Origin of the sequence: Streptomyces sp. NPDC047028 (assembly GCF_040644095.1) — a bacterium.
In the GTDB taxonomy this organism is placed as follows: domain Bacteria; phylum Actinomycetota; class Actinomycetes; order Streptomycetales; family Streptomycetaceae; genus Streptomyces.
In genome coordinates this window covers 161,402-181,722 of sequence record NZ_JBEYVS010000002.1, presented here as the reverse complement: position 1 = coordinate 181,722, position 20,321 = coordinate 161,402, and the positions used below count along the sequence as shown (strand labels likewise).

Sequence of the window (20,321 nt, the reverse complement as noted above, 5' to 3'; positions counted from 1 at the left end):
GGGGTGAACCGGTTCCGGTGCCATGGCGGGGCGCACGGGTGGTGAACGCGCCGGGCAGGGCGGGGCGCACAGGTGTCGCACGCGCCCGGGGGTGGGCGTCAGAAGCGGAAGTCGCTGCCGAGGCGGCGGGACCGAACGGCCTGGATCCGCATCCCGGCGAGGGCCAGCGTCCACCACGCGAGTCCCACCAGCAGCTCCGCGAGGACGTCGGGCCCGGCGGGCCGGCCCGACTCGACGACGCGGCGCAGCGCGGCGGCGCCGTGGGAGAGCGGCAGCAGCGCGCCCAGGTGGGCCCGCAGGGTCCCCGGCGCCAACGGGACGAGCACACCGCTGAGGGCGAGCACCAGATAGGAGGCCATGTTGGCGAGGAAGACGTCGGCCCGCCTGCCCAGCGCGAGGACGGCGACCGCCAGTCCGTAACCGCTCGTCGTCACCACGACCACCGCGAACAGGGGCAGCAGGGCGGGCAGTGCGCGCAGGACCCGCCCGTCGCCGGTGATCAGGGCCACCAGCGGAACGGCCAGCACCGCCGAGACGAACCCCTCGATCCCGTAGACCACCCACCGCGCGACGACCAGCCCCGACAGCGGGAGCTCCGTCAGCCGCAGCCGGTGCAGGGTTCCCTGGTGCCGTTCGTTGATCAGCACGTCCGGGGCCTTGACCACTGTGGCCGTGACGATGGCGAAGGCACAGGCCCCGAGGCCCGCTGCGAGGGCACCGCCGGGACCGGCCACGGCTTCGCCCAGCACGGTCAGGAAGACCACCTGGAGGACCGCGCGAGGCGCGACGGCGCCGGCCAGCACCCTGGGGGGCTGCTCGACCAGGTACTCCCGGATGCCGACACGAACCGTGCGGCCCAGCGCGAACATCACGTCAGAAGATCTCAAGGGTGCCCTCCTCACGGGCCCGGCGCAGCACCCGCCGGAAGGCGACGCGAGCCGCCACGGTGTACACGGCTCCCGTGACCGCCAGACCGGCCCAGCCGCCTGCGGGCACCGAGCCCGCCGCGGCGCCCGTCAGCAGCTGCTGGGCCCAGTGCAGGCTGAGCACGCCCGACACCGGACGCAGCCACGCGGGCAGCCGGTCCGGCGGGATCAGCAGGCCGCCCAGGATGAAGACCGGGTACAGCAGGGTCTCGGCGACCCGGATCGCCGACCTGGTGAGCAGGAAGAGACAGGAGACCAGCAGGCCCAGCGGCAGCGTGGCCGCGAACCCGGCCACGAGGGCGAGGCAGAAGACGCCGGGACGGGCGATGACCAGTGGCCGGCCCTCGACGGCGGCCACGACCGCGACGGACGTGGCGGTCAGGGTGACGGACAGGCCGACGGCGGCGAGCGTCTTCCCCACCAGGACCGGCCCGAGGCCGGCGGACCGGGAGCAGATGGCGGGCAGCGTGCCCGCCCAGAACTCGCGCCGCAGGACCATGCCGGCCTGCCACAGCGTGACCGTCCAGGCGCTGAGCAGCCCGCTGCCGAGGACGATCGTGGGGCGGTCGAGCACGGACGTGCCGTGGGCGGCCAGGGTGATGGTGACGTACGTGGCCGGCTGGACCGCGGCGCCGATCAGTATCGACAGCCAGGCGGTACCGCGCAGTTGCAGACGGGCGGCTGCCAGGATCGGCGCCGCGCCTCGCAGGACGGTCACGACGCCCCCGCCCGAGTGCCGTCCGCAAGGTCGAAGAAGACCTGCTCCAGGCCGGAAGGGGCGACCCTGACATCCAGGATCTGCTGGTCGGGCCAGGCATCGGCGAGTTCGCGCAGTGAGGAGGGCGTCCAGGACGCCAGCTGGAGCACCATCGTCCACCGGGTGTCGTGCTGCTCCAGCCGTTCCACCCGGATGAGGCCGTCCATGGAGTCCGCGGGCCGTCGCGGCGCCGTACCCCGGCCGCCGATGGTCACGACGGCCGCGGTCCTGGCCCGTTCCAGCAGCCGGGGCAGGGGCAGGTCGTGCAGGACGCAGCCCTGGTGCAGCACCACCACCCGCTCCGCCAACTGCTCGATGTCGTGCAGATAGTGGCTGGTCAGGACGATCGCGGTGCCTTCGGCACGCATGGCGGCCACGGCCGCCCTGACGTTCTGGGCCTCGACGGGGTCCAGCCCCACGGTCGGCTCGTCGAGCAGCAGCAGATCCGGACGCGTGACCATCCCGATGGCCAGGTGCAGGCGCTGGCGCATGCCGCGGGAGAACGTCTCCACGGGGGTCTTGGCGACATGCGCGAGGTGCACGAACTCCAGTGCCTGCTCCGCGCGCCGGGCCAGTTCCCGCCGGTGCAGCCCGGTGAGCATCGCGAAGAACTCCAGGTTGTCCCGGGCCGACAGACGCAGGTAGAGCCCGCGGTCGCCGCCGAGTACGACGGACAGGCGTCGGCGGGCCGCCCGGGGCTCGCGGACCACGTCGTGACCGCAGACCCGCACGCTTCCGGAGGTCGGCAGCAGCAGCGTGGACACGATCTTCAACAGCGTCGTCTTTCCGGCGCCGTTCAGGCCGAGGAGGCCCACCAGCTCTCCCGCGGCCACGGAAAGGCTCACGCCGTTGAGCGCGTCCACCGTTCTGCCACGGGTGCGGAAGGAGCGCGTGACGTCGGTGACACCGAGCACCTCGGGGGCGGACGTCCCGCTCCCCGTGCTCGATGACGGCGGCCCGTCCGGTGAACGCCGGGCACCGGTCGCGGACGCGGTGCGGGCACCGGTGTCCCGCCGGTCGTCGGGCGGCAGGGTCGTCTGCCGGTTCGGTGGTTCCACAGTGGACCTCTTCGAGTCAGCGGAGGAGGGGGGGCGGCTGACAGCCCCTGCCCACTATGCGAACCGCGCCCCGCCCGGGCATCCGTCGGACGACCGGCCGCGTCGGGCCGGACGCGGTCCCGACCCGCGCCCCACGGCTGCCGGCCGTCACCGTCGACGCCGTCGGAACGTCTTCCTACGGCGGCCCGAGCCGAGGCGGGGAAGCCCTCCGACCACGCCTTGACGGATGTCCCTGTCGATGACAACAGGTCCCCGCCGCGGGTCGCTCCGACCTGTCGACGCCTCACGATCCGCCTGGGGCAAGGGCCGCCGCTGCTGCGGGCGTTCCGCACCGGTGTGACCGGTCGACCGACAGATGCGCACGGCCGGCGCGGCCGAGCAGTCTTGTGGTCATCGCCGCACGGTCCACCGGAACGACGGAACACCCGCTCCTTCCGGTCACCGGACAGCGCATCACAGGTGGTGCCGGCACGCGGCTCACAACCAGTCCGCCCTCCCTGTGTGTCCGCACGGCACACCGCCGGGCGGGTCTGGCACCACCCCGTGAAAGGCAGGGAAGCCACGAACATGAACGCACCCACGAGCACCGCGGACGAAGCCGCGGCCGGCGGGGTCGGCCGGGAGGCCCCGGCCCACGGCCGCAAGACGGCCCTGCGCGACAAGCTGCTGCCCCGCACCATCGAACACGCCGCCCGCGTCCCCTTCTACCGGGACCGCTGGCCCGGCCGTACGGAACAGCCGGTGACCGTCGCCGGACTGGTCGGCCTGCCCGTCCTCACCCGCGCCGACCTGGCGCACCACACCGAGGAGATGCTCCACCCGGACAGCTCCCCCGACGTCCTCATCCACAGCACGGGCACCACGACCGGCACTCCGGTCAGGAGATACCGCAGCGCCCGGGAGATCGCCGCCTTCGGCGAGTTCCGCACCGGGCTGAGCGCGAGGGCGCAGGAGCTGACCGGTCGACCGGCCCGGCCCGTGGTCCACTTCACCACCCTGACCGCACGGCACCACGGAGGAACCCTGGGCGCCGCGGACGGCACCCAGCGGCGCATGTCGCTCAGCGTCCTCACCGCATCCGAAGTCGCCCGGTCCGTCGCCCTGTTGCGCTTCCCCCGCCTCTTCCCCGACCTCGACACCTGCGCCTACGAGGTGAGCGGGCCGCCCGACGACCTGATGCTGCTGGCCGCCGCCGTCGCGGACGGCGGCCCGCTGGAACCGGACCGGGTGCAGCGGGTGACCAGCGTGGCGGACTACCTCTCGCGTGCCCAGAGCAGGGCGATCCGGTCCGCCCTGGCCCCCTCCGGTCAGGTCGTGCACCGCTACAGCATGTCGGAGGTGATCGGCGGAGCGACGCTCTGCGGCACGTGCGACCTGTTCCACTTCGACGCGCACGTCGTCCCGGAGGTGCTGTCCCTCACCGACGACACCCCGGTCCGCAGCGGCGTGGGCCGGCTCGTCCTGACCGAGCTGCACCCTTTCTCCCAGTGCCAGCCCTTCGTCCGCTACGAGACCGGGGATCTCGTCGAGCGACGCGAATCCCCCTGCGAACCCGGTGAGATATCGGTGACCCTCGTCGGTCGCACGGCCCGCACCCCGATGGTGGAAAGCGGCGGTGATCCGCTGCCGGCCTGTCGGGCCTACCCGCTGCGGGAGGCGCTGGAACGGATCCCCGAGATCGCTCGCGTGCCCCTCGCCAGCCGGATCCCCGCCTTCAGCCAGAGCCCGGGAGCCGCCCCGCTTGCCTCCTGCACGCTGGAGCCGGGGACGGACGGCGGCGCGCAGCGGCTGGTCCTGCTGGCGGCCGTGGGCTTCTCCCCGGCACTGCTGCCCCAAGCGGCCGAGGAGCTCGTCCGGCGCGTGCAGGCGGCGGCCCTCACGTCCTCACCCGAACTGGCCCGGCTGGTGGCCGACGGCCGTTGCGCGCTCGACGTCCGCCTCACCGGCGACCGGTCCCGGGTGCCCGGGTTCGCGGTGCGCTGAGCCCCGCCCCACCCCACAGACTTCCGGGCAGCCGCCCGGAGGATCCGTTCGCCGACCGCGTCGGCACCGGACGGATCACGGCGGACGGGACGACCCGTCCGCCCGACGGAACCACACGGTTCCCCTCACCGAAGGAGAAACACCATGGCGCACATCATCGACGAGGTTCTGGCCACCGTCGAGGGCCTGGAGACCGTCACCGGCTCCCTCTTCATGCACGAGGTCATCTGACCCTGCGCACCTGACGGGTGCGGGTGGCGGCTTCGGCCGCCCCCCGCACCCGTCGGGGTCCCCCGTCCGAGGCCGTGGTGTCACGGCAGTCCCCATCCCGCACACACAGCAAGGAGCAGGTGATGACCGAAGTCCCCGTGGTCGCGGACCCGCGCGAGCCGTACCCGGCGACGAGGCCCCGCCCGTTCCCGCTGTCCGTGGAACAGCGCACCATCTGGCTCCACACCCAGACACACGAGGACCCGGGCGCCTACACCCTCTCCGTGGCCCACCGGCTCACGGGCCCCCTGGATTTGAGCGCGCTGCGGGCCGCCTTCGACGAGGTGATCGCCCGGCACGAGGCGCTGCGCACCGGTTTCCGGCTCACCGACGAAGGGCCCGTCCAGGAGGTCCGGCGCCCGATGGGCTGCCCGTTCACGGTGGACACCCGCCCGTCGTACGCGAAGACCGCCACCGGCTCCGGGAGCGAGGCGTTCACCGCCGACTGGCAGCGCCGCATGGCGGAGCAGCCGTTCGACCTCCGGCGGCCGCCCCTGCTGCGGGTGCACGTCCTGCGGGAAGACGCGGACACGACCGTCGTACTGGTCCTCGTACACCACCTGGTGTTCGACGGCTGGTCCGTCGCCCTGCTGCTGGAGGACCTCTCCGCCGCCTACCGCTCGGCACGATCCGGCGCGCCCGCGCTCCGGCACGCGGAGTCGGCCCTCGTCACCTCCCGCACCTCCTACCGGTCGCACGTCGAAGCCGAGGCGCGACGTCTCGGCCCGGCCGCCCGCCGGCGCAACACCGCGTACTGGTCGGACGTCCTGCTGACCACTGCTCCGGACGCGCCCTTCGTCTTCGACCGGCATGACGTCGTGTCCGGCCCCACCGGCCGGCCCGCGCGCTTGGCCGCCGAGCCGTTCGCGCTCGGCGACGCCGCGACCGAGGCGGTGACCCGGCTGGCGACCCTGCTCGACACCACCCGGTTCGTGGTGACCGCCGCGCTGGTGGCGCTGGCCCTCTCCCGGCTGCACGGCAGGCCGCGCATCGTCCTCGGCTACCCCACCTCGAACCGGACCGAGGAGGAGGAACGGACCGTCGGACTGTTCCTCGACACCAGCGCCCTCGCCGTGGACGTGCGGGACGACATGTCGTTCCGGTCTCTGGTCGAGACCGCCGAGAGCGCGCACTTCGACGCGTTGGCGCACCTCCCGCTGGAGGGCGACCGGGTGCTCGCGGCCTCCGGATCCCCGCGCGAGCGGACGAACACGGCCCTGTTCAGCGTGCTGTTCGCCTTCCAGAACATCCCGCACCACGCCCTGGACCTCCCGGGCGTCGTGGCGCGCCGCATCCCCGGGCCGCCCCGCCCCGCCGAGTTCGACCTCACCGTGGCCGTGGAACGCACCGAGCCGCACATCGCCGGCCAACTCGAACGCGACGGCCGCACGGTCGGCCCCGACGACGCCCGCCGCGTCATCGCCGCCGTCGACGCCCTGGCCTGTGGAGCGGTGACGGCTGTGGACGGCCGGGTGGGAGACCTGCCGTTGCTCGGTGCCGACGACCGGGACGTCGTCGACGCGGTCAAGGGCCCCGTCATGGCGATCGACGCGGTCGGGCTGCACGATCTGGTACGCCGCCGCGCACAGGCGGCCGGTGACGCGGTCGCGATCGTGGGGGACGGCCGTACGGTGTCGTACCAGACGCTGGACGCGGCCGCCGACGCGGTGGCCGCGCGACTCGCGGCGCACGGGGTCGGCCGCGGCCACGTGGTCGGGGTCGCCATGGGACGCTCACCCGAACTCGTGGCGGCTCTGCTGGGGGTGCTCGCGTCGGGCGCGGCCTACGTCCCGCTGGACCTGAGCTACCCGGTGCCACGACTGCGGTTCATGGTCTCGGACTGCCGGCCCCTTGTCGTCCTGACCGACCCCGGGTCAGCGGCCCGGCTGGACTGGCTGGACGAACTCGGCGTCGGCGTCGCGGTGCTCGAGCCCGTCGAGGCACTTGCCGCGCTTGCGCCGTCGCAGGCACCCGTGTCCGAGCACGTGCCGGCGGGCCCTGAGGACCCGGCCTACCTGATCTACACGTCCGGATCGACAGGACAGCCCAAAGGGGTCGTCGTACCCCACCGTGCCGCCGTCAACGTCGTGCAGGCCTTCGATCGCCTGATCGGATGCGGGCCCGGCGACGCCTTCCACTCCGTCACCAGCGTCTCGTTCGACATCGCCCTCCTGGAACTGTTCTGGCCCTTGTCCGCCGGCGCCCAGGTGCAGCTCGGCTCACCCCATGATCCCGCGGCGGTCGACGAGGAACTGTCCGGGCGCGACGTCACCCACCTGCAGTGCACACCGACGCTGGCCACCGCCCTGGCCGCCGATCCCGCGTGGCGAAGGCGTCTGCGCGGCCTGAGGCACCTGCTCATCGGCGGTGAACCGGTGCCCGCCGACACCGTACGAAGCCTGCGCGAGGCCTTCGGCTGCGAGATCTACAACGCCTACGGGCCGACCGAGGCGACCGTCTGGTCCAATGCCCGCCGCATCGAGGGCGTCGACGACGCCTCGCTCATCGGGCCCCCGGTGGCGAACTCCTCGGCGTACGTCGTGGACGACAGGGGCCGGCTGGTACCCCCGGGAGTGCGCGGTGAACTGTGCCTGGCGGGCGCCCAACTGGCCCTGGGCTACTGGCGGCGCCCGGAGCTGACGGCCGAACGCTTCGTCACCGGCTGGGTCCCCGAACTCCCCGGCCTGCGCCTGTACCGCACCGGAGACCTCGTCTCGCTCCGGCCCGACGGCGCCTTTCGCTTCCACGGACGGCTCGACGACCAGGTCAAGGTGCGGGGGCACCGCGTCGAGCCGGCCGAGATCGAAGCCGCCCTGCTCGCCCACCCGGGCGTCCGCGCCGCCGCCGTGACCACAGTCCGCGACGCCACCGGCGAGGCCCGGCTCGCCGCGTTCGTCGTACCCGCCCGCGACGCCCGCGGGGCCGACGGGGCCGACGGGGCCGACGGGGCCGACGGGGCCGACGACGACCCGGTCCCCGGCATACGCAGTCACGCGCGGCAGGTCCTGCCCGCCGTCATGGTGCCGGCCTCGTTCACGGTCATGGACGCGCTGCCGACGACACCGAACGGCAAGACCGACAGGCGCGCCCTGCCCGCCCCGACTGCGCAGACCCCCGCCGACGACACGGCCCCGGGCGACACCGGCCGACCGCACGACGCCGACACCACCGGCACCGCCCTGGCCCGTATTTGGCAGGAGGTGCTGGGCACCACCCGCGTCGCCGCCGGCTCCACCTTCCACGAGCTGGGCGGAAACTCCCTCTCCGCGATCCGGGTGGTCGCCCGGGCCAGGGCCGAGGGCCTGGAGTTGCCCGCCTCCGCACTGCTCCGGGGCGACACCCTCGCCTGCATCGCCGCGCGCACCGTCACCACGGGGCCGCCGGCATACACGGCCCCGGCGGCCCCGGCGCCCGGCGGCAGCGTCCCCCTGCTCCCCATGCAGCACGACTTCTTCGCCCGGCACCGTCCGGACCACAACTGGGCGAACCTGGCCGGGCTCTACGTCGCCGGTGATCTCGACACAGGCCTCCTCGACGCGGCCCTGCGGACCGTCGCCGAGCGTCACGACGCCCTACGGCTGTCCTTCGCCCGGCAGGACCGCCGCCGGCGGCAGACCGTGACGGACCGGCCGCGGGTCACCCTGGTGACCGCCGACCTCTCCCGCCCGCCGCGGGGCACCGAGGACGCCATGCGCGCCGAGGTGCGCCGGCACCAGCGCACGCTGCGTCTCGACGACGGACCGCTGGTCAAGGTCGTGGTCATACGGCTGCCGCATCCCGCGCCGCCCAGGGTCCTGGTGGTGGCCCACCACCTGGTGATGGACGCCTGGTCCTTCCGGCTCCTCCTGGACGAACTCACCGACGCCTACGAACGGCTCCGAGCCGGCCTTCCCGAGAAACCGGCGCCGGCACATCCGTCGCTGACGTTCGCCTCCTGGGCGCACGAGGTGGCGGCGGCCGCGACGGACCCCGCGCTGACCGGCGGGACCGGGTTCTGGGAGGCGCTGGACCTCGCCGGGGTGCCCCCGCTGCCCGTCGACCGCGCGAGCGGTGCGAACCTCGCCGGTGCGGCGGACACCGTCGAGCACGTACTCGGTGGCGAGCACACGCGCACGCTGCTCCGTCCCGGCCCGCAGGACGGCGTCACGACGCAGCAGCTGCTGCTGACCGCGTTCGCCGCCGCGTACCACGAATGGTGCGGGCTGCCCGCGCTGTCGGTGCGGGTCCTCCACCACGGCCGGCACGGCCTGCGCCCCGGTACGGCCCTGCACGGCACGATCGGGTGGCTCTCCATCGACTACCCCCTCGTGCTGCGGCCCGGCGACACCTCGCGCACCGCGCTGCTGCACTCCGTCGGCGAACTGCTCGGCGCCGTGCCGCACCACGGATACGGCTACGGCATGCTGCGGCGCCTCGGCACCGACGCCGAGCGGCAGCGCATGAGCGCCCTGCCCCGCCCGGACATCAGCTTCAACTACCTCGGTCCGAACGACGTCGCCGAGGACGGGACAGGTGGGTGGCAGCCTGCCCCCGAGGCCGTCACAGGCCGTTTCAGTCCGCGCGAGGAGCGCGGGTCCGTGCTGCAGATCCGCGTGTACGTCCGCTCCGGACGGCTCGTGACCGAACTCCAGTACAGCCGCAACCTCCATCACCGGCACACCGTGCAGGCCCTCGGCGACACGTTCGCCCGCCACCTGCGAGCGCCGGCGTCATCGCACCCGTCCACGAGCAGGTGAGGGCCCGACCATGCGACCGACCCACTTCACCGCCTATGTCGTCGGAAACGGCCCCCTCGCCCGCGCCTGCGTCCAGCACCTCCTCGACCAGGGACACGCGGTGGCCGCCGTACTCACCGAGGACCCGGCCCTCCACGCGTGGGCGCGTGCCCGGGATCTGCCCGCCACCCTGTGGGCACCCGGGCACCCCTCCCCCACCGCCGTGGCACACGACTACCTCTTCAACATCGTCAACTGCCGTACGATCCCAGGCGCGATCCGGGCCGCGACGACGATCAGGGCGATCAACTATCACGACTCGCTGCTGCCGGCGTTCGCCGGGTACCACACCACGACGTGGTCCATCGGCGCGGGATCCGACACCCACGGAGTGACCTGGCACGATCTGGAGGGCGACCTCGACGCCGGGGACGTACTCGTGCAGCGCCCGGTCGCCGTCCTCCCCGACGACACCGCCTTCAGCCTCAACACCCGCTGCTTCGAGGCATCGGTCGACTCCTTCGCCGAGCTGGCCGGACGGCTGGCCGACGGCAGCGCGCGGGCCGTGGCCCAGGACCTGTCCTCGCGCACCTTCACCTCCCTGCAGTCCCGCCCCGACGGGGCCGGGATCGTGGACTGGCACCAGCCCGCCGACGTTCTCCGCCGCCTCGTCAGGTCACTGACGTTCGGACCCACTCTCAATCCCGTCGCCACCCCGAAGGCGTTGACGGCCGACGGCCTGTTCGTCGTCGACCGGTTGGAGACCACCGGTACACCCTCCACCGCGGCGCCCGGCACGGTGATGCCGGCCGAGGACGACCGACTCCTCGTCGCCACCGGGGACACGGATGTCCGGATACGCCTGCGGCCGCTCGCCGGGCTGACCGGCGGCGACCGGCCACGACCACGCCGGCCGGAACCCGGGGAGCGCTTCCGCTCGCTCACCACGGCCGAGGCCGCGACGGTGCGGGAACGCTGCGAGCGGCTGGCGCCGGGGGAACGGCGCCGTGTGCCGGGATTGGTCCGCGCGTTCCGTGCTCTCGGACCCCTCCCTGCTCTCGCCGACGTCCCCGCGCGGTCCGCGGTGTCGGTGTCCCCCGGGCCGGCCGACAGTTCCGGCGCCGCCGGGCGGCCCCGCGGTACGGTCCTGGTCCTCGACCGGCCGTTGCTCGACGCCCTCGGGGACCGCGGCTTCGAGCCCGCCCACGCGGTGGCCACCGCCCTGCACGTCATCACGAGCGCGTGCGGTACGGGTCCCACCCAGCTCTGCTGGAGCAGCGCGGGGCTGCGGGCGGTGGCCGCGGACAGCCACGGCGTTCTCTCGAACCTGCTGGTCGACGTACTGGAGGTCTCCCCCGGCGACCCCGTCGACGCCGCGGTCCGCCGCACGACCCGCCGCGTCCACGCCCTCACCGCCCTCGGACCGCTCACCGCGGACCTCGCCGACCGGGTACCCGAACTGCGTACGGCCGTCGGCCGTGCTCTGCGGCACGTGCCACTGATGGCGTTCGGCATGTCGCCCGAGGAGGCGGCGCCGCTGGCCGCGGGCCGACGGCTCAGCCTCGTCGGCGACCCCGGCGACCCCGCCACCTACACCTGGTGGACCGACGGCACCGCCGCGGCCGACCGGGAGGCGGAACTGCTCGGTGAGCGCGTCCTGCGCTGGCTGCGCGGGGCGGTGGCGTGCGCGGATGGCACGGTCGCCGAACTGCCCCTGCTGGCCGAGGCCGACCGACGGGTGGTGGAAGCGGCCGCTGGGCCCGTCACAGACGTCGAACGGTGCGGACTGCACGACCTGCTGACACGGTGCGCGGAAGCGGACGGCGAGGCGATCGCGGTCGTGGCCGGCGGCCGAACGGTGTCCTACGCGACGCTGAACGCCGCGGCTGACGCCGTCGCGGCCCGGCTCGTACGGGACGGCGTGGGACGCGGACACACGGTGGGCGTGGCCATGGGCCGCTCACCCGAACTCGTGGCCGCCTTCCTGGGCGTGCTCAAGTCGGGTGCGGCGTACCTGCCGCTGGACCTCGCCCACCCGGTGGAGCGCCTGCGCTTCATGATCAGGGACTGCCGTCCGCCCGTCGTCCTGACGGACGCCCGCCCGGCGACGGACCTCGACTGGCTCACCGAACCGGACGTCCGTGTCTGCGCGTTGGATTCGGTGGACGCGCTCGCCGCAACGGGGTGCGGCGCCGCGCCCGTCGCCGGACCGGTCCACCCGGACGACGCCGCCTACGTCATCTACACCTCGGGTTCCACCGGGCGGCCCAAGGGTGTCGTCGTACCTCACCGGGCCGCCGTCAACCACATGCTCTGGATGCGGTCCGCGTTCTCCTTCGGGCCGGGTGACCGGGTGCTGCAGAAGACACCGGTGAGCTTCGACGCGTCCGTCTGGGAGTTCTTCGTGCCCCTCGCGGCCGGCGCCACGCTGGTGTGCGCGGAGGAGGACGAGCACCGCGACCCGGGCCGCCTTCTGGCGCGGCTGCGCGCATCGGGTGTCACCGTGGTGCAGTTGGTGCCCACCATGCTGCGTGCCCTCCTCGACGAGGGCGGCCTGGCCTCCTGTCCGCGACTGCGCGAGGTGTTCGTCGGCGGCGAGCGGCTGGACGCGGACCTGTCCCGCCGGTTCACCGCCGCCTCGCCCGCACGGCTGACGAACCTCTACGGTCCCACCGAGGCGACGATCGACGCGCTCTCCTGGACCGTGGACCGCGGTGCCGGGGACGAGGACCCGCCGATCGGGCGTCCCGTGGCCAACTGCGTGGCGTACGTGGTCGACGACAGCGGTCGGCTGCTGCCCCCGGGGGCGCGTGGCGAACTGTGCCTGGGCGGCGCGGGGCTCGCGCTCGGCTACGGACGGCGGCCGGAACTGACGGCCGAACGATTCCCCACCGGGTGGGTGCGGCAACTCCCCGGCGTCCGCCTGTACCGCACCGGTGATGTCGCCTCGCTCGGCGCGGACGGCGCCTTCCGCTACCACGGACGGCTCGACGACCAGGTCAAGATTCGCGGCCACCGCGTCGAACCCGCCGAGGTCGAGTCCGCCCTCCTCACCCACCCGCACGTGCTCGCCGCGGCGGTGACCGCCCCGGTCGGCGCCACCGGCGACAGGCGACTCGCGGCCTTCGTCGTCCCCGGCCGCGACGCGCCCGACGACCTCGTCTCCGAACTTCGTTTGCATTCCCGGCAGTTGCTGCCCGCCACCATGGTGCCGACCACGTTCACCGTGACGGACGCCCTGCCCACCACACCGAGCGGCAAGATCGACCGGCGCGCCCTGACCGCCCCCGCCGCCCTCGCCGACGACACCGAGGCGGAAGGCCCCGGCACGGAAGACGCCGACCACGCCCGGCAGCTGTGCGACGACGGCCGTACCCGCGTCGACGGCTCCACCTCGGTCCTCACCGTGGTGACCGGCATCTGGCGGGAGATCCTGGGCATCCGCCGGATCACGCCCGAAGCCACCTTCCAGGACCTGGGCGCCGACTCGCTCCACCTGATGCGGGTGCGTGCGATGGTCAAGCGGCGGCTGGGCGTCGACCTGCCGGTGACCGAGTACTTCCGGCACTCCACCGTGGCCGCCCAGGCCGACCGCATCAGGCGGGCGTCGGCGTCACAGGCGCAGGCTCTCCCCGGTCCCGTCACGTCCGGTCCCGTCCTCTCCGGCCCCGTCCCGTCCGGCCGCACGCCGGTGCCCTCGGCCGGTCGCACCGAACCGGTCGCCCTCGTGGGCCTGGCCTGCCGCCTGCCGCAGGCGCGCACCGCGGAGGCGTTCTGGAACCACCTGCTGGCCGGGGCGGAGCTGATCACCCCGCCCACGACCGATGCCGGACGCGCGGCCGTCGGGGCGACGGAGGGCCCGGCGTACGTCTCGGCGCACGGTAACGTACCCGAGCACGACCGCTTCGACGCGGGATTCTTCGGCTACAGCGCCGCGGACGCCCGGCTGCTCGACCCTCAGCACCGCGTATTCCTGGAGACTTGCTGGGAGGCGTTCGAGGACGCGGGGACGGACCCCGCCCGGGCCGAGGGGCCCATCGGGGTGTTCGCCGGCAGCGGCCATAACGCCTACCTCCTGAACAACCTGCTGCCCGACCGGTTCCGGCTCGATCCGCGCACGGGTCTCGCCCCGCTGCTCGGCGGCTCCCTGGAGGCCTTCCAGGTTCTGGTGTCCAGCGAGAAGGACTTCCTCGCACCCCGGGTCTCCTACAAACTCGACCTCACCGGACCCAGCATCACGGTGCAGACCGGCTGTTCGACATCGCTGGTCGCCGTCCACCTGGCCGTGCAGAGCCTGCGGGCGGGCGAATGCCGTACGGCGCTCGCCGGAGCGGTCTCGCTGCGTGTGCCCCAGGACGCCGGCTATCTGTACGAGCAGGGGGGCGTGGTCTCCCCGGACGGCCACTGCCGGCCCCTGGACGCGGCGGCCGCGGGCACCGTGTTCACCGGAGGCGCGGGCTGTGTCGTCCTCAAACGGCTCGACGACGCCCTGCGCGACGGCGACCGGATCCACGCCGTCATCCGGGGCAGCGCCGTCAACAACGACGGCGCGGCCAAGGTCGCCTTCTCGGCACCGGGTGTGCGCGGACAGTCCGACGCCGTCCGCGCCGCACTCACCGACGCGGCCCTCACGCCCGGCGAGATCGGATACGTCGAGGCTCACGCGACGGCCACCCCGCTCGGGGACCCACTGGAGGTGACCGCGCTCGCGGAGGCCTACGACTCCCTCGAACCGGATCTGCCGCGCGGCCGCATTCTCCTGGGCTCGGTCAAGGGCAATGTCGGACACACCGACACCGTCGCGGGTGTCGTGTCGCTCATCAAGGCCGCGATGATCGTCCGTACCGGTGTGGTGCCGGCGACGGTCAACTTCCGTCGCGCCAACCCGGGTATCCGCCTCTCCCACACACCCTTCAAGGTGGCGGCACGCAGGCGCCGGTGGGGGTCTCCGGTCCGGCGGGCGGCCGTGTCCTCACTCGGTGTCGGCGGCACCAACGCGCACCTGGTGCTGGAACAGCCGCCCGCCGAGGACACGACCCCCGCGGGCCTCCGCCCCCACCTGCTGCTCGCCTCGGCGCGGACCCGGACGCAGTTGGGCGCGGTCACCGCTCGTCTCGACGCCGCGCTGGAGAACGCGAGGCCGTCCCGGCTCGCCGACGCCGCGCACACCCTGCGCAACGGCCGCAGACACTTCCCGTTCCGCGCCTACCGGCTCACCGAGCCCGGCAGCCGCTGGATCGAGGCACCCGTCACGGAGCGGGACGGCACCGTGTTCCTCTTCCCGGGCCAAGGCGTGCAGTACGCCCGCATGGGGCGTCATCTCTACTCCCACGAACCGGAGTTCCGCCGTGTCGTCGACACGTGCGCGGCGATTCTGGAGCCGCTGACCGGATACGACGTCCGGAACGTCCTGTACGGGAACGCCTCGGGCCGCCGGCTGCTGGTCTCCACCCGCTACGCCCAGCCGGTGCTGTTCACCGTCATGTACGCCTTGTCCGCGACGCTGGAACGCTGGGGTGTGCGGCCCACGGCGGTCATCGGGCACAGCGTGGGAGAGATCGCCGCGGCCACCTTGGCGGGCGTGTTCACGCCGCGGGACGCCCTGCGCTTCGTGGCCGTCCGCGGCCGGGCCATGGAGGAGTGTGCCCCCGGTGCCATGCTGGCCGTCCGGCTCGCGGAGCCACGGGTACGGGCCGAGCTGCCCTCCGGCCTCACCGTCGCCGCCGTCAACGGCCCCGACGACACGGTCGTCGCCGGACCACCGGCCGCCCTGGCCCGGTACGCGCGGTGGTGCCGGGAGCAGGGCCGGGCGGTGCTCGGGCTCGCCTCGCGGCGCGCCTTCCACACCGAGGCGATGGCGCCGGCCGCGGACGAACTGGAGCGTCTGGCCGGCACGCTGGATCTGTCGGCGCCGCGTCTCACCCTGGTCTCGACCGTCACCGGCCTGCCCCTCGGCGAGGACGCGGCGACGGCCGCCCACTGGGCGCGCCAGGCCGTGGCCCCGGTCCTCTTCGGTGCCGCGCTGGAGCACCAGTTGCGGCACGACGGACAGAACCAGACGCTCGCGGAGGTCGGAGCCGGGCAGGTCCTGACCCGTCTCGCGGCCGCCCGGGGTGCGACCGGTGCCCGTGTCACGCTCCTGCCGGGCCGTCCCGGCCCGGCGGCGCACGAGCGCGCTACGCTCCTCGACGGTCTGGGCCGGCTGTGGCAGGCAGGGGTCCCGCTGGACTGGGACCGGGTCGGGGCCGTCGGCCGCGGCCGCACCGTGTCCCTCCCCGGCTACCCCTTCGCGCGTGACCGGCACTGGCACGAGCCCGCGCACGCACCGGGCGATGCGACCGGCCTCGCCACCCCGCCGCGGCACGTCAAGGCCGGCCCGGCCGAAGGGGCACGGCGGGCCCGGCCGGGGTCGGCCACCGTCGGCGTACGGCAGTGGACGCGGACCAGCCTGCCACCGGCCGGGCCCGCTCCCGGGCCGGACGCGGACACCTGGATCTGCTACGCGGACGCCGACGGGCTGCTCCTCGCCGCCCTGCGGGGCCGTACGGCCGTGACCGTCCGCCCGGGCCCGGGCTTCCGCAGGACCGGCGAGCGGACCTTCGAGATCGACCCCGCGCGGGAAGGGGATCACCGGCGGCTGTTCGCCGTGCTGGCCGACGAAGGTGTGCGCGCCGCTCGTCTCGCCTACGGCTGGACACTGGACGCCGGCCCGGTTCGCTCCGACCAATCCCCGGCGACGGCGCCCTTGTTGGCGGCCTACCGTGCGTGGCGGGCGGCGTTCCCCGCGTCGCCGGGCACCCTGTTCGCGGTGGGCGCGGGAGCGTTCTGCGTCACGGGGGACGAGGACCTCCGACCGGCGCGAGCCGCCCTGGCCGCCCTGGTCACCGTCGTCGGCCAGGAGGACGCCCTCACCCGCTCCCTCTACGCCGACCTCGACGACAGCACCCGCGCACCACACCGGCGGTCGTGGACCGCGGCCCTGCTCGCCCGGCTCGCCGACGGCGTGCCCGACGGTCAGGTCGCCCTGCGCGGCCGGTACCTGTGGACGCCCGACGTCCAGCGGACGGAGGCCCCACCGGTCGTCCCGCCGCCCGCCGACGGCAGCACCCACGTGATCCTGGGCGGTGCGGGCCGGCTCGGGCTGCTGCTGGCCCGGGAACTCGCCCGGCCCGGCAACGCCCGGATCCTCCTGGCGGGCCGTTCCCTGGCAGCTGCCGGCGACCCGGGGAACCCCGATGCCGTCACCGACGCGCTGCGGCACCTCCGCGCCACCGGCAGCACGGTCGAGACGGCCCACGTCGACGTGACCCGGCCCGACAGCCTGGCACGCCTCTTCGACGCGGCGGCGGCGCGATGGGGGCGGCTGGACTCGGTGATCCACGCGGCGGGCGTCACGCACGAGGACGCCACCACCGTGATCGCCGAGACCTCCTGGAGCCTCGCCGAGGCGATCATGCGCCCCAAGACGGTCGGCGCCGACAACCTGGTGGCGGCGCTCCGCGGCAGGGACGTCGGACGGGTCGTCCTCTTCTCCTCCGCCTCGGCCGTCCTCGGCGGCCTGGGTCTCGGCCCCTACGCCGCGGCCAACGCCTACCTGGACTGCCTGGCCACCCGACTGTCACGCGAAGGCGACACACGGTGGCTGAGTATCGGCTGGGACAGCTGGCACACGGACGACGAAGGCGCGTGCGAAGCCCACGAGATCGCCGTCGAGCACGCCCTGGAGGCGTACCGGCGGACGCTCGCGGCCCCCGCCGAGCCGCATCTCCTCGTCATGGCCGCGGACTTCGCCGAACGCCACCGCACCTGGGCCCACCCCGTCGACCTGGACGCCGCCCCCGATCCCTACCCCGGTGGGGCCGGCCGGGCCCCTTCCCCGGACCTCTCCCGGCCCCCGTCGGCGCCGCCGGGGCATTCCGGCGAACCGGAGCCGGCCGGCACGGCCCGGCACGAGGCCGACGCCACCACCCGGATCCTCGCCGGCATCTGGAGCGAAGTCCTCGGCCACGAGCCCATCGGCCCGCAGGACCGCTTCCGCGACCTGGGCGGGGACTCCCTCGCGGCCACCCGTGTCGCCGCCCGGATCCGCACGGCGTTCGGACACGACGTACCGCTGCGCCAGGTGCTCAAAGCGAAAACCCTCGACGACATGGCCGCCGTGGTGCACTCCGGCGCACCCCGGCCCACGTCGGACGCCCCCGTCCCATCCCCTACCCGCGGTCACAGGAGTACGCCATGAAGCAGATCGTCGTCGGATACGACCCCATGGGCGAGCAGTTGGCACAGGCGGTCCTCGAAACACTCCAAGAGGCCGGTCACGGCTACGAGATCACCCCGGGATCGGGCGCCGAGAACTATCCCGACATCGCCTGGGAGACGGCGCTGCGGGTGTCCGGGGGCGGCTACCACTCGGGGGTCCTGATCTGCGGCACCGGGCTGGGTATGAGCATCACGGCGAACAAGGTCCAAGGGATCCGGGCCGCTCGGTGCACCGACACGTACAGCGTGGAGAAGGCGCGCCGCAACTCCGCGGCGAACGTACTGGCCCTGGGGGCGGAACTGACCCCGCCGGCCGTCGCCAGGACCCTGGTGCAGGTCTGGCTGGCCCACTCCTTCGACTCCGCCCGCTCGGTGCCGAAGATCGAGCGCATCGAGGCCCTCGCCGAGCACGCGGCAGCGCTGCGATGACCGCCCCGCCCACGGCCTGGGTCTTCGGCACCGGCGGCATCGGCGCGGCGGTCCGGGACCGGCTCACCGGCGAGTACCGCACCGTCACCTTCGACCGTGCCGACGATCCCGGCCGGGCCGGCGCGCACCACCGGGTCGACCTGCGGGACCGCGCGGCCCTCGCCACCGCCGCCCGGGACGCCGTACTCCGCTGGGGGCCGCCCGCCGTCGTGGTGCTGGCCTTCGGCACGGTCTCGCCCGCGACCGTCGAGGACGCGGGCCCGGAGGACGTCGACCGGGTCGTCGGTGACAACTTCGTCGGCTGCGTCAACGTCCTGCACGTCGTGCACCGAACGCCCCGCCCCGACACCTGTGCCTGCCTCGTCGTCTCCTCCAACGCCGCGCAGGTGGCCCGCCCCGGGCAGCCGCTGTACGCGGCGACGAAGGCCGCGGTGGCGAGCCTGGTCCGCAGCCTGGCGCCGGCCTGGGCACCGGACGGCGTCCGCCTCGTCGGGGTGCTGCCGGGCACCGTCACCGTGAGCCGCAACGAAGAACGGGTGCGCCGGCAGTACCCGCACGCCCCCGCCGACCCGGCACGTCCCGGCGGCCGTCTGGTCACCCCCGGGGAGCTGGCGGACTTCCTCGCCGGGCTCGTCCCGCACGCCCATCACCTCACCGGTCAGCTCCTGACCTACGACGGCGGCAGCACCCTGGGAGCGGCCCGGTGATCGCGGCCGACGTCCGCCAGGACGCCGCGTCAGTCGTGCGGGCGCTCACCGACGCCGTACCCGACGTGGTGATCGCCACCTGGGGAGGCACCGCCCGCGCGGAGATGACGGCCCGCAGCGACCTGGATCTCATGTGCTGGAACCCCTCCGGCGCGCCACTGCCCGAAGTGGACCTGGGCGGCGGCAGGTACCTCGACCTGGTCACCTGCTCCGGGGACGCCTCCCTGCTGCGCTCCTGGGCGCGGACGAACGCCACCGACCTGCACGCGGTGATGTTCAGCCGGCCGGTCGGCGGCGACCCCGCTCTCCTGCCGGCCTTCCAGGAGGTCGTCGGTGCCCTGTGGCGGGACGCGACGCTCCGGGCCCGGGAGGTCGTCCACCTCCTGGCCACCGCCACGGCCCTGCCCCGGGTGCACGGCCCGCACCTGCAACGCCCCGAGAAGTTCGGGCTCGGCGGTACCCGTGGCTGGACCGCGCTGGGCGAGTGCGAGGCGCTGGTCGACGGACGGCTCCGCCACCGGACGACCACGGCCGCCCTGACGGCACTGGCCGCACGCGGCGAGGCCGACCCGTGCGCACCCGACGCGTTCGCCGCGGCGATGCTCCTGCGGCGGCGCTGCGAGAGCGGGGACGACGCCACCTACGACGACCACAGGGCCGTCTACGCGCTGCTGTCCTCCCTGTACCTGACCAGTGCCCGCCGTCTGCTCAGCGATCGGCTGCCGTGGCTGCGCGACCACGCGGCGACGGACGTCGCGACCCTGCGCCTCCTGTCGGACGGACTGCTCGGTGACAGCGGCCTCGGCGGCGCCGTGCCGCCGGACGCGACGGACCCTCAGGCCGCCGACGAGGGGCGCTCGGAGACGGAGACCATGCTCCGGGTCTTCACCGCCCGCTCCCACCGGGACGTGGCCGCCCTGCTGGCGTCGCCGCACGGGGGCAGCTGGTGGGTGCGGCACGCCGCCCTCATGAACTCCTGGACCGACGCCGAAGCCCTGCGCCGGATCATCCGGCACACCGAACGCAGCGGGGACTGGTGGGGCGACCGCAACCTCGTCCTCTACGCGATCCGGCACCCCAACTCCTCCTTCGACCTGCTGGACGACATCGTCCGGATCTGTCCGGGACTGCGGCTGATGGACCTGGAAGCGGTCCGCGTCCGCAGAGCGACCCTCGACTTCAGCGACCACACCCCGAAACTACGAGACAAGTAGGTG

9 protein-coding genes are annotated in these 20,321 nt (G+C 74.1%); 6 read left to right on the top strand and 3 right to left on the bottom strand.

Going from position 1 to position 20,321, the window contains the following annotated elements:
• Positions 1-98: 98 nt before the first annotated feature.
• The 3 genes from ABZ854_RS02925 to ABZ854_RS02915 are packed head-to-tail and all read right to left on the bottom strand — an operon-like array spanning position 99 to position 2,741.
• Positions 99-887: an ABC transporter permease gene (locus ABZ854_RS02925; RefSeq protein WP_361203214.1), complete on the bottom strand. Its 789-nt coding sequence runs from the start codon at positions 885-887 to the stop codon at positions 99-101.
• Positions 874-1,644 carry an ABC transporter permease gene (locus ABZ854_RS02920; protein WP_361203211.1) on the bottom strand — a complete coding sequence of 257 codons (771 nt, stop codon included), beginning with the start codon at positions 1,642-1,644 and terminating at the stop codon, positions 874-876. Before ABZ854_RS02920 ends, ABZ854_RS02925 begins: the two co-directional genes overlap by 14 nt.
• Positions 1,641-2,741, bottom strand: coding sequence for an ABC transporter ATP-binding protein (locus ABZ854_RS02915; protein ID WP_361203208.1), 1,101 nt, complete (start codon positions 2,739-2,741; stop codon positions 1,641-1,643). Before ABZ854_RS02915 ends, ABZ854_RS02920 begins: the two co-directional genes overlap by 4 nt.
• Before the next feature lie 567 nt (positions 2,742-3,308).
• On the opposite strand from ABZ854_RS02915, the gene ABZ854_RS02910 reads away from it, so the two are divergent.
• The 6 genes from ABZ854_RS02910 to ABZ854_RS02885 all read left to right on the top strand — a co-directional run bounded on the left by ABZ854_RS02910 (position 3,309) and on the right by ABZ854_RS02885 (position 20,318).
• Positions 3,309-4,724 carry a hypothetical protein gene (locus tag ABZ854_RS02910; protein ID WP_361203205.1) on the top strand — a complete coding sequence of 472 codons (1,416 nt, stop codon included), beginning with the start codon at positions 3,309-3,311 and terminating at the stop codon, positions 4,722-4,724.
• 353 nt (positions 4,725-5,077) lie between these two features.
• Positions 5,078-9,730 (top strand): amino acid adenylation domain-containing protein, encoded by a 4,653-nt coding sequence (locus ABZ854_RS02905; protein WP_361203202.1) that lies wholly within the window; start codon positions 5,078-5,080, stop codon positions 9,728-9,730.
• Positions 9,731-9,740: 10 nt separating this feature from the next.
• Entirely contained in the window at positions 9,741-17,948 is an 8,208-nt protein-coding gene (locus ABZ854_RS02900; protein WP_361203200.1) for an amino acid adenylation domain-containing protein, read from the top strand.
• Positions 17,945-18,397, top strand: a complete 453-nt coding sequence (locus ABZ854_RS02895) for an RpiB/LacA/LacB family sugar-phosphate isomerase (protein ID WP_361203197.1) — start codon at positions 17,945-17,947, stop codon at positions 18,395-18,397. The genes ABZ854_RS02900 and ABZ854_RS02895 overlap by 4 nt, the downstream gene beginning before the upstream one ends.
• Complete coding sequence (locus ABZ854_RS02890) at positions 18,394-19,104, top strand: SDR family oxidoreductase (RefSeq protein WP_361203194.1); 711 nt, start codon at positions 18,394-18,396, stop codon at positions 19,102-19,104. The genes ABZ854_RS02895 and ABZ854_RS02890 overlap by 4 nt, the downstream gene beginning before the upstream one ends.
• The gene (locus ABZ854_RS02885; protein WP_361203191.1) at positions 19,101-20,318 is read left to right on the top strand and encodes a hypothetical protein; all 1,218 of its coding nucleotides are present in this window, start codon (positions 19,101-19,103) and stop codon (positions 20,316-20,318) included. Before ABZ854_RS02890 ends, ABZ854_RS02885 begins: the two co-directional genes overlap by 4 nt.
• Positions 20,319-20,321 lie beyond the last annotated feature (3 nt).

Excerpts from the sequence above, each read along its gene's own strand:
- ABZ854_RS02905 (WP_361203202.1), top strand. The coding sequence starts at position 5,078 with ATGACCGAAGTCCCCGTGGTCGCGGACCCGCGCGAGCCGTACCCGGCG.
- ABZ854_RS02890 (WP_361203194.1), top strand. The coding sequence starts at position 18,394 with ATGACCGCCCCGCCCACGGCCTGGGTCTTCGGCACCGGCGGCATCGGC.
- ABZ854_RS02895 (WP_361203197.1), top strand. The coding sequence starts at position 17,945 with ATGAAGCAGATCGTCGTCGGATACGACCCCATGGGCGAGCAGTTGGCA.
- ABZ854_RS02900 (WP_361203200.1), top strand. The coding sequence starts at position 9,741 with ATGCGACCGACCCACTTCACCGCCTATGTCGTCGGAAACGGCCCCCTC.
- ABZ854_RS02910 (WP_361203205.1), top strand. The coding sequence starts at position 3,309 with ATGAACGCACCCACGAGCACCGCGGACGAAGCCGCGGCCGGCGGGGTC.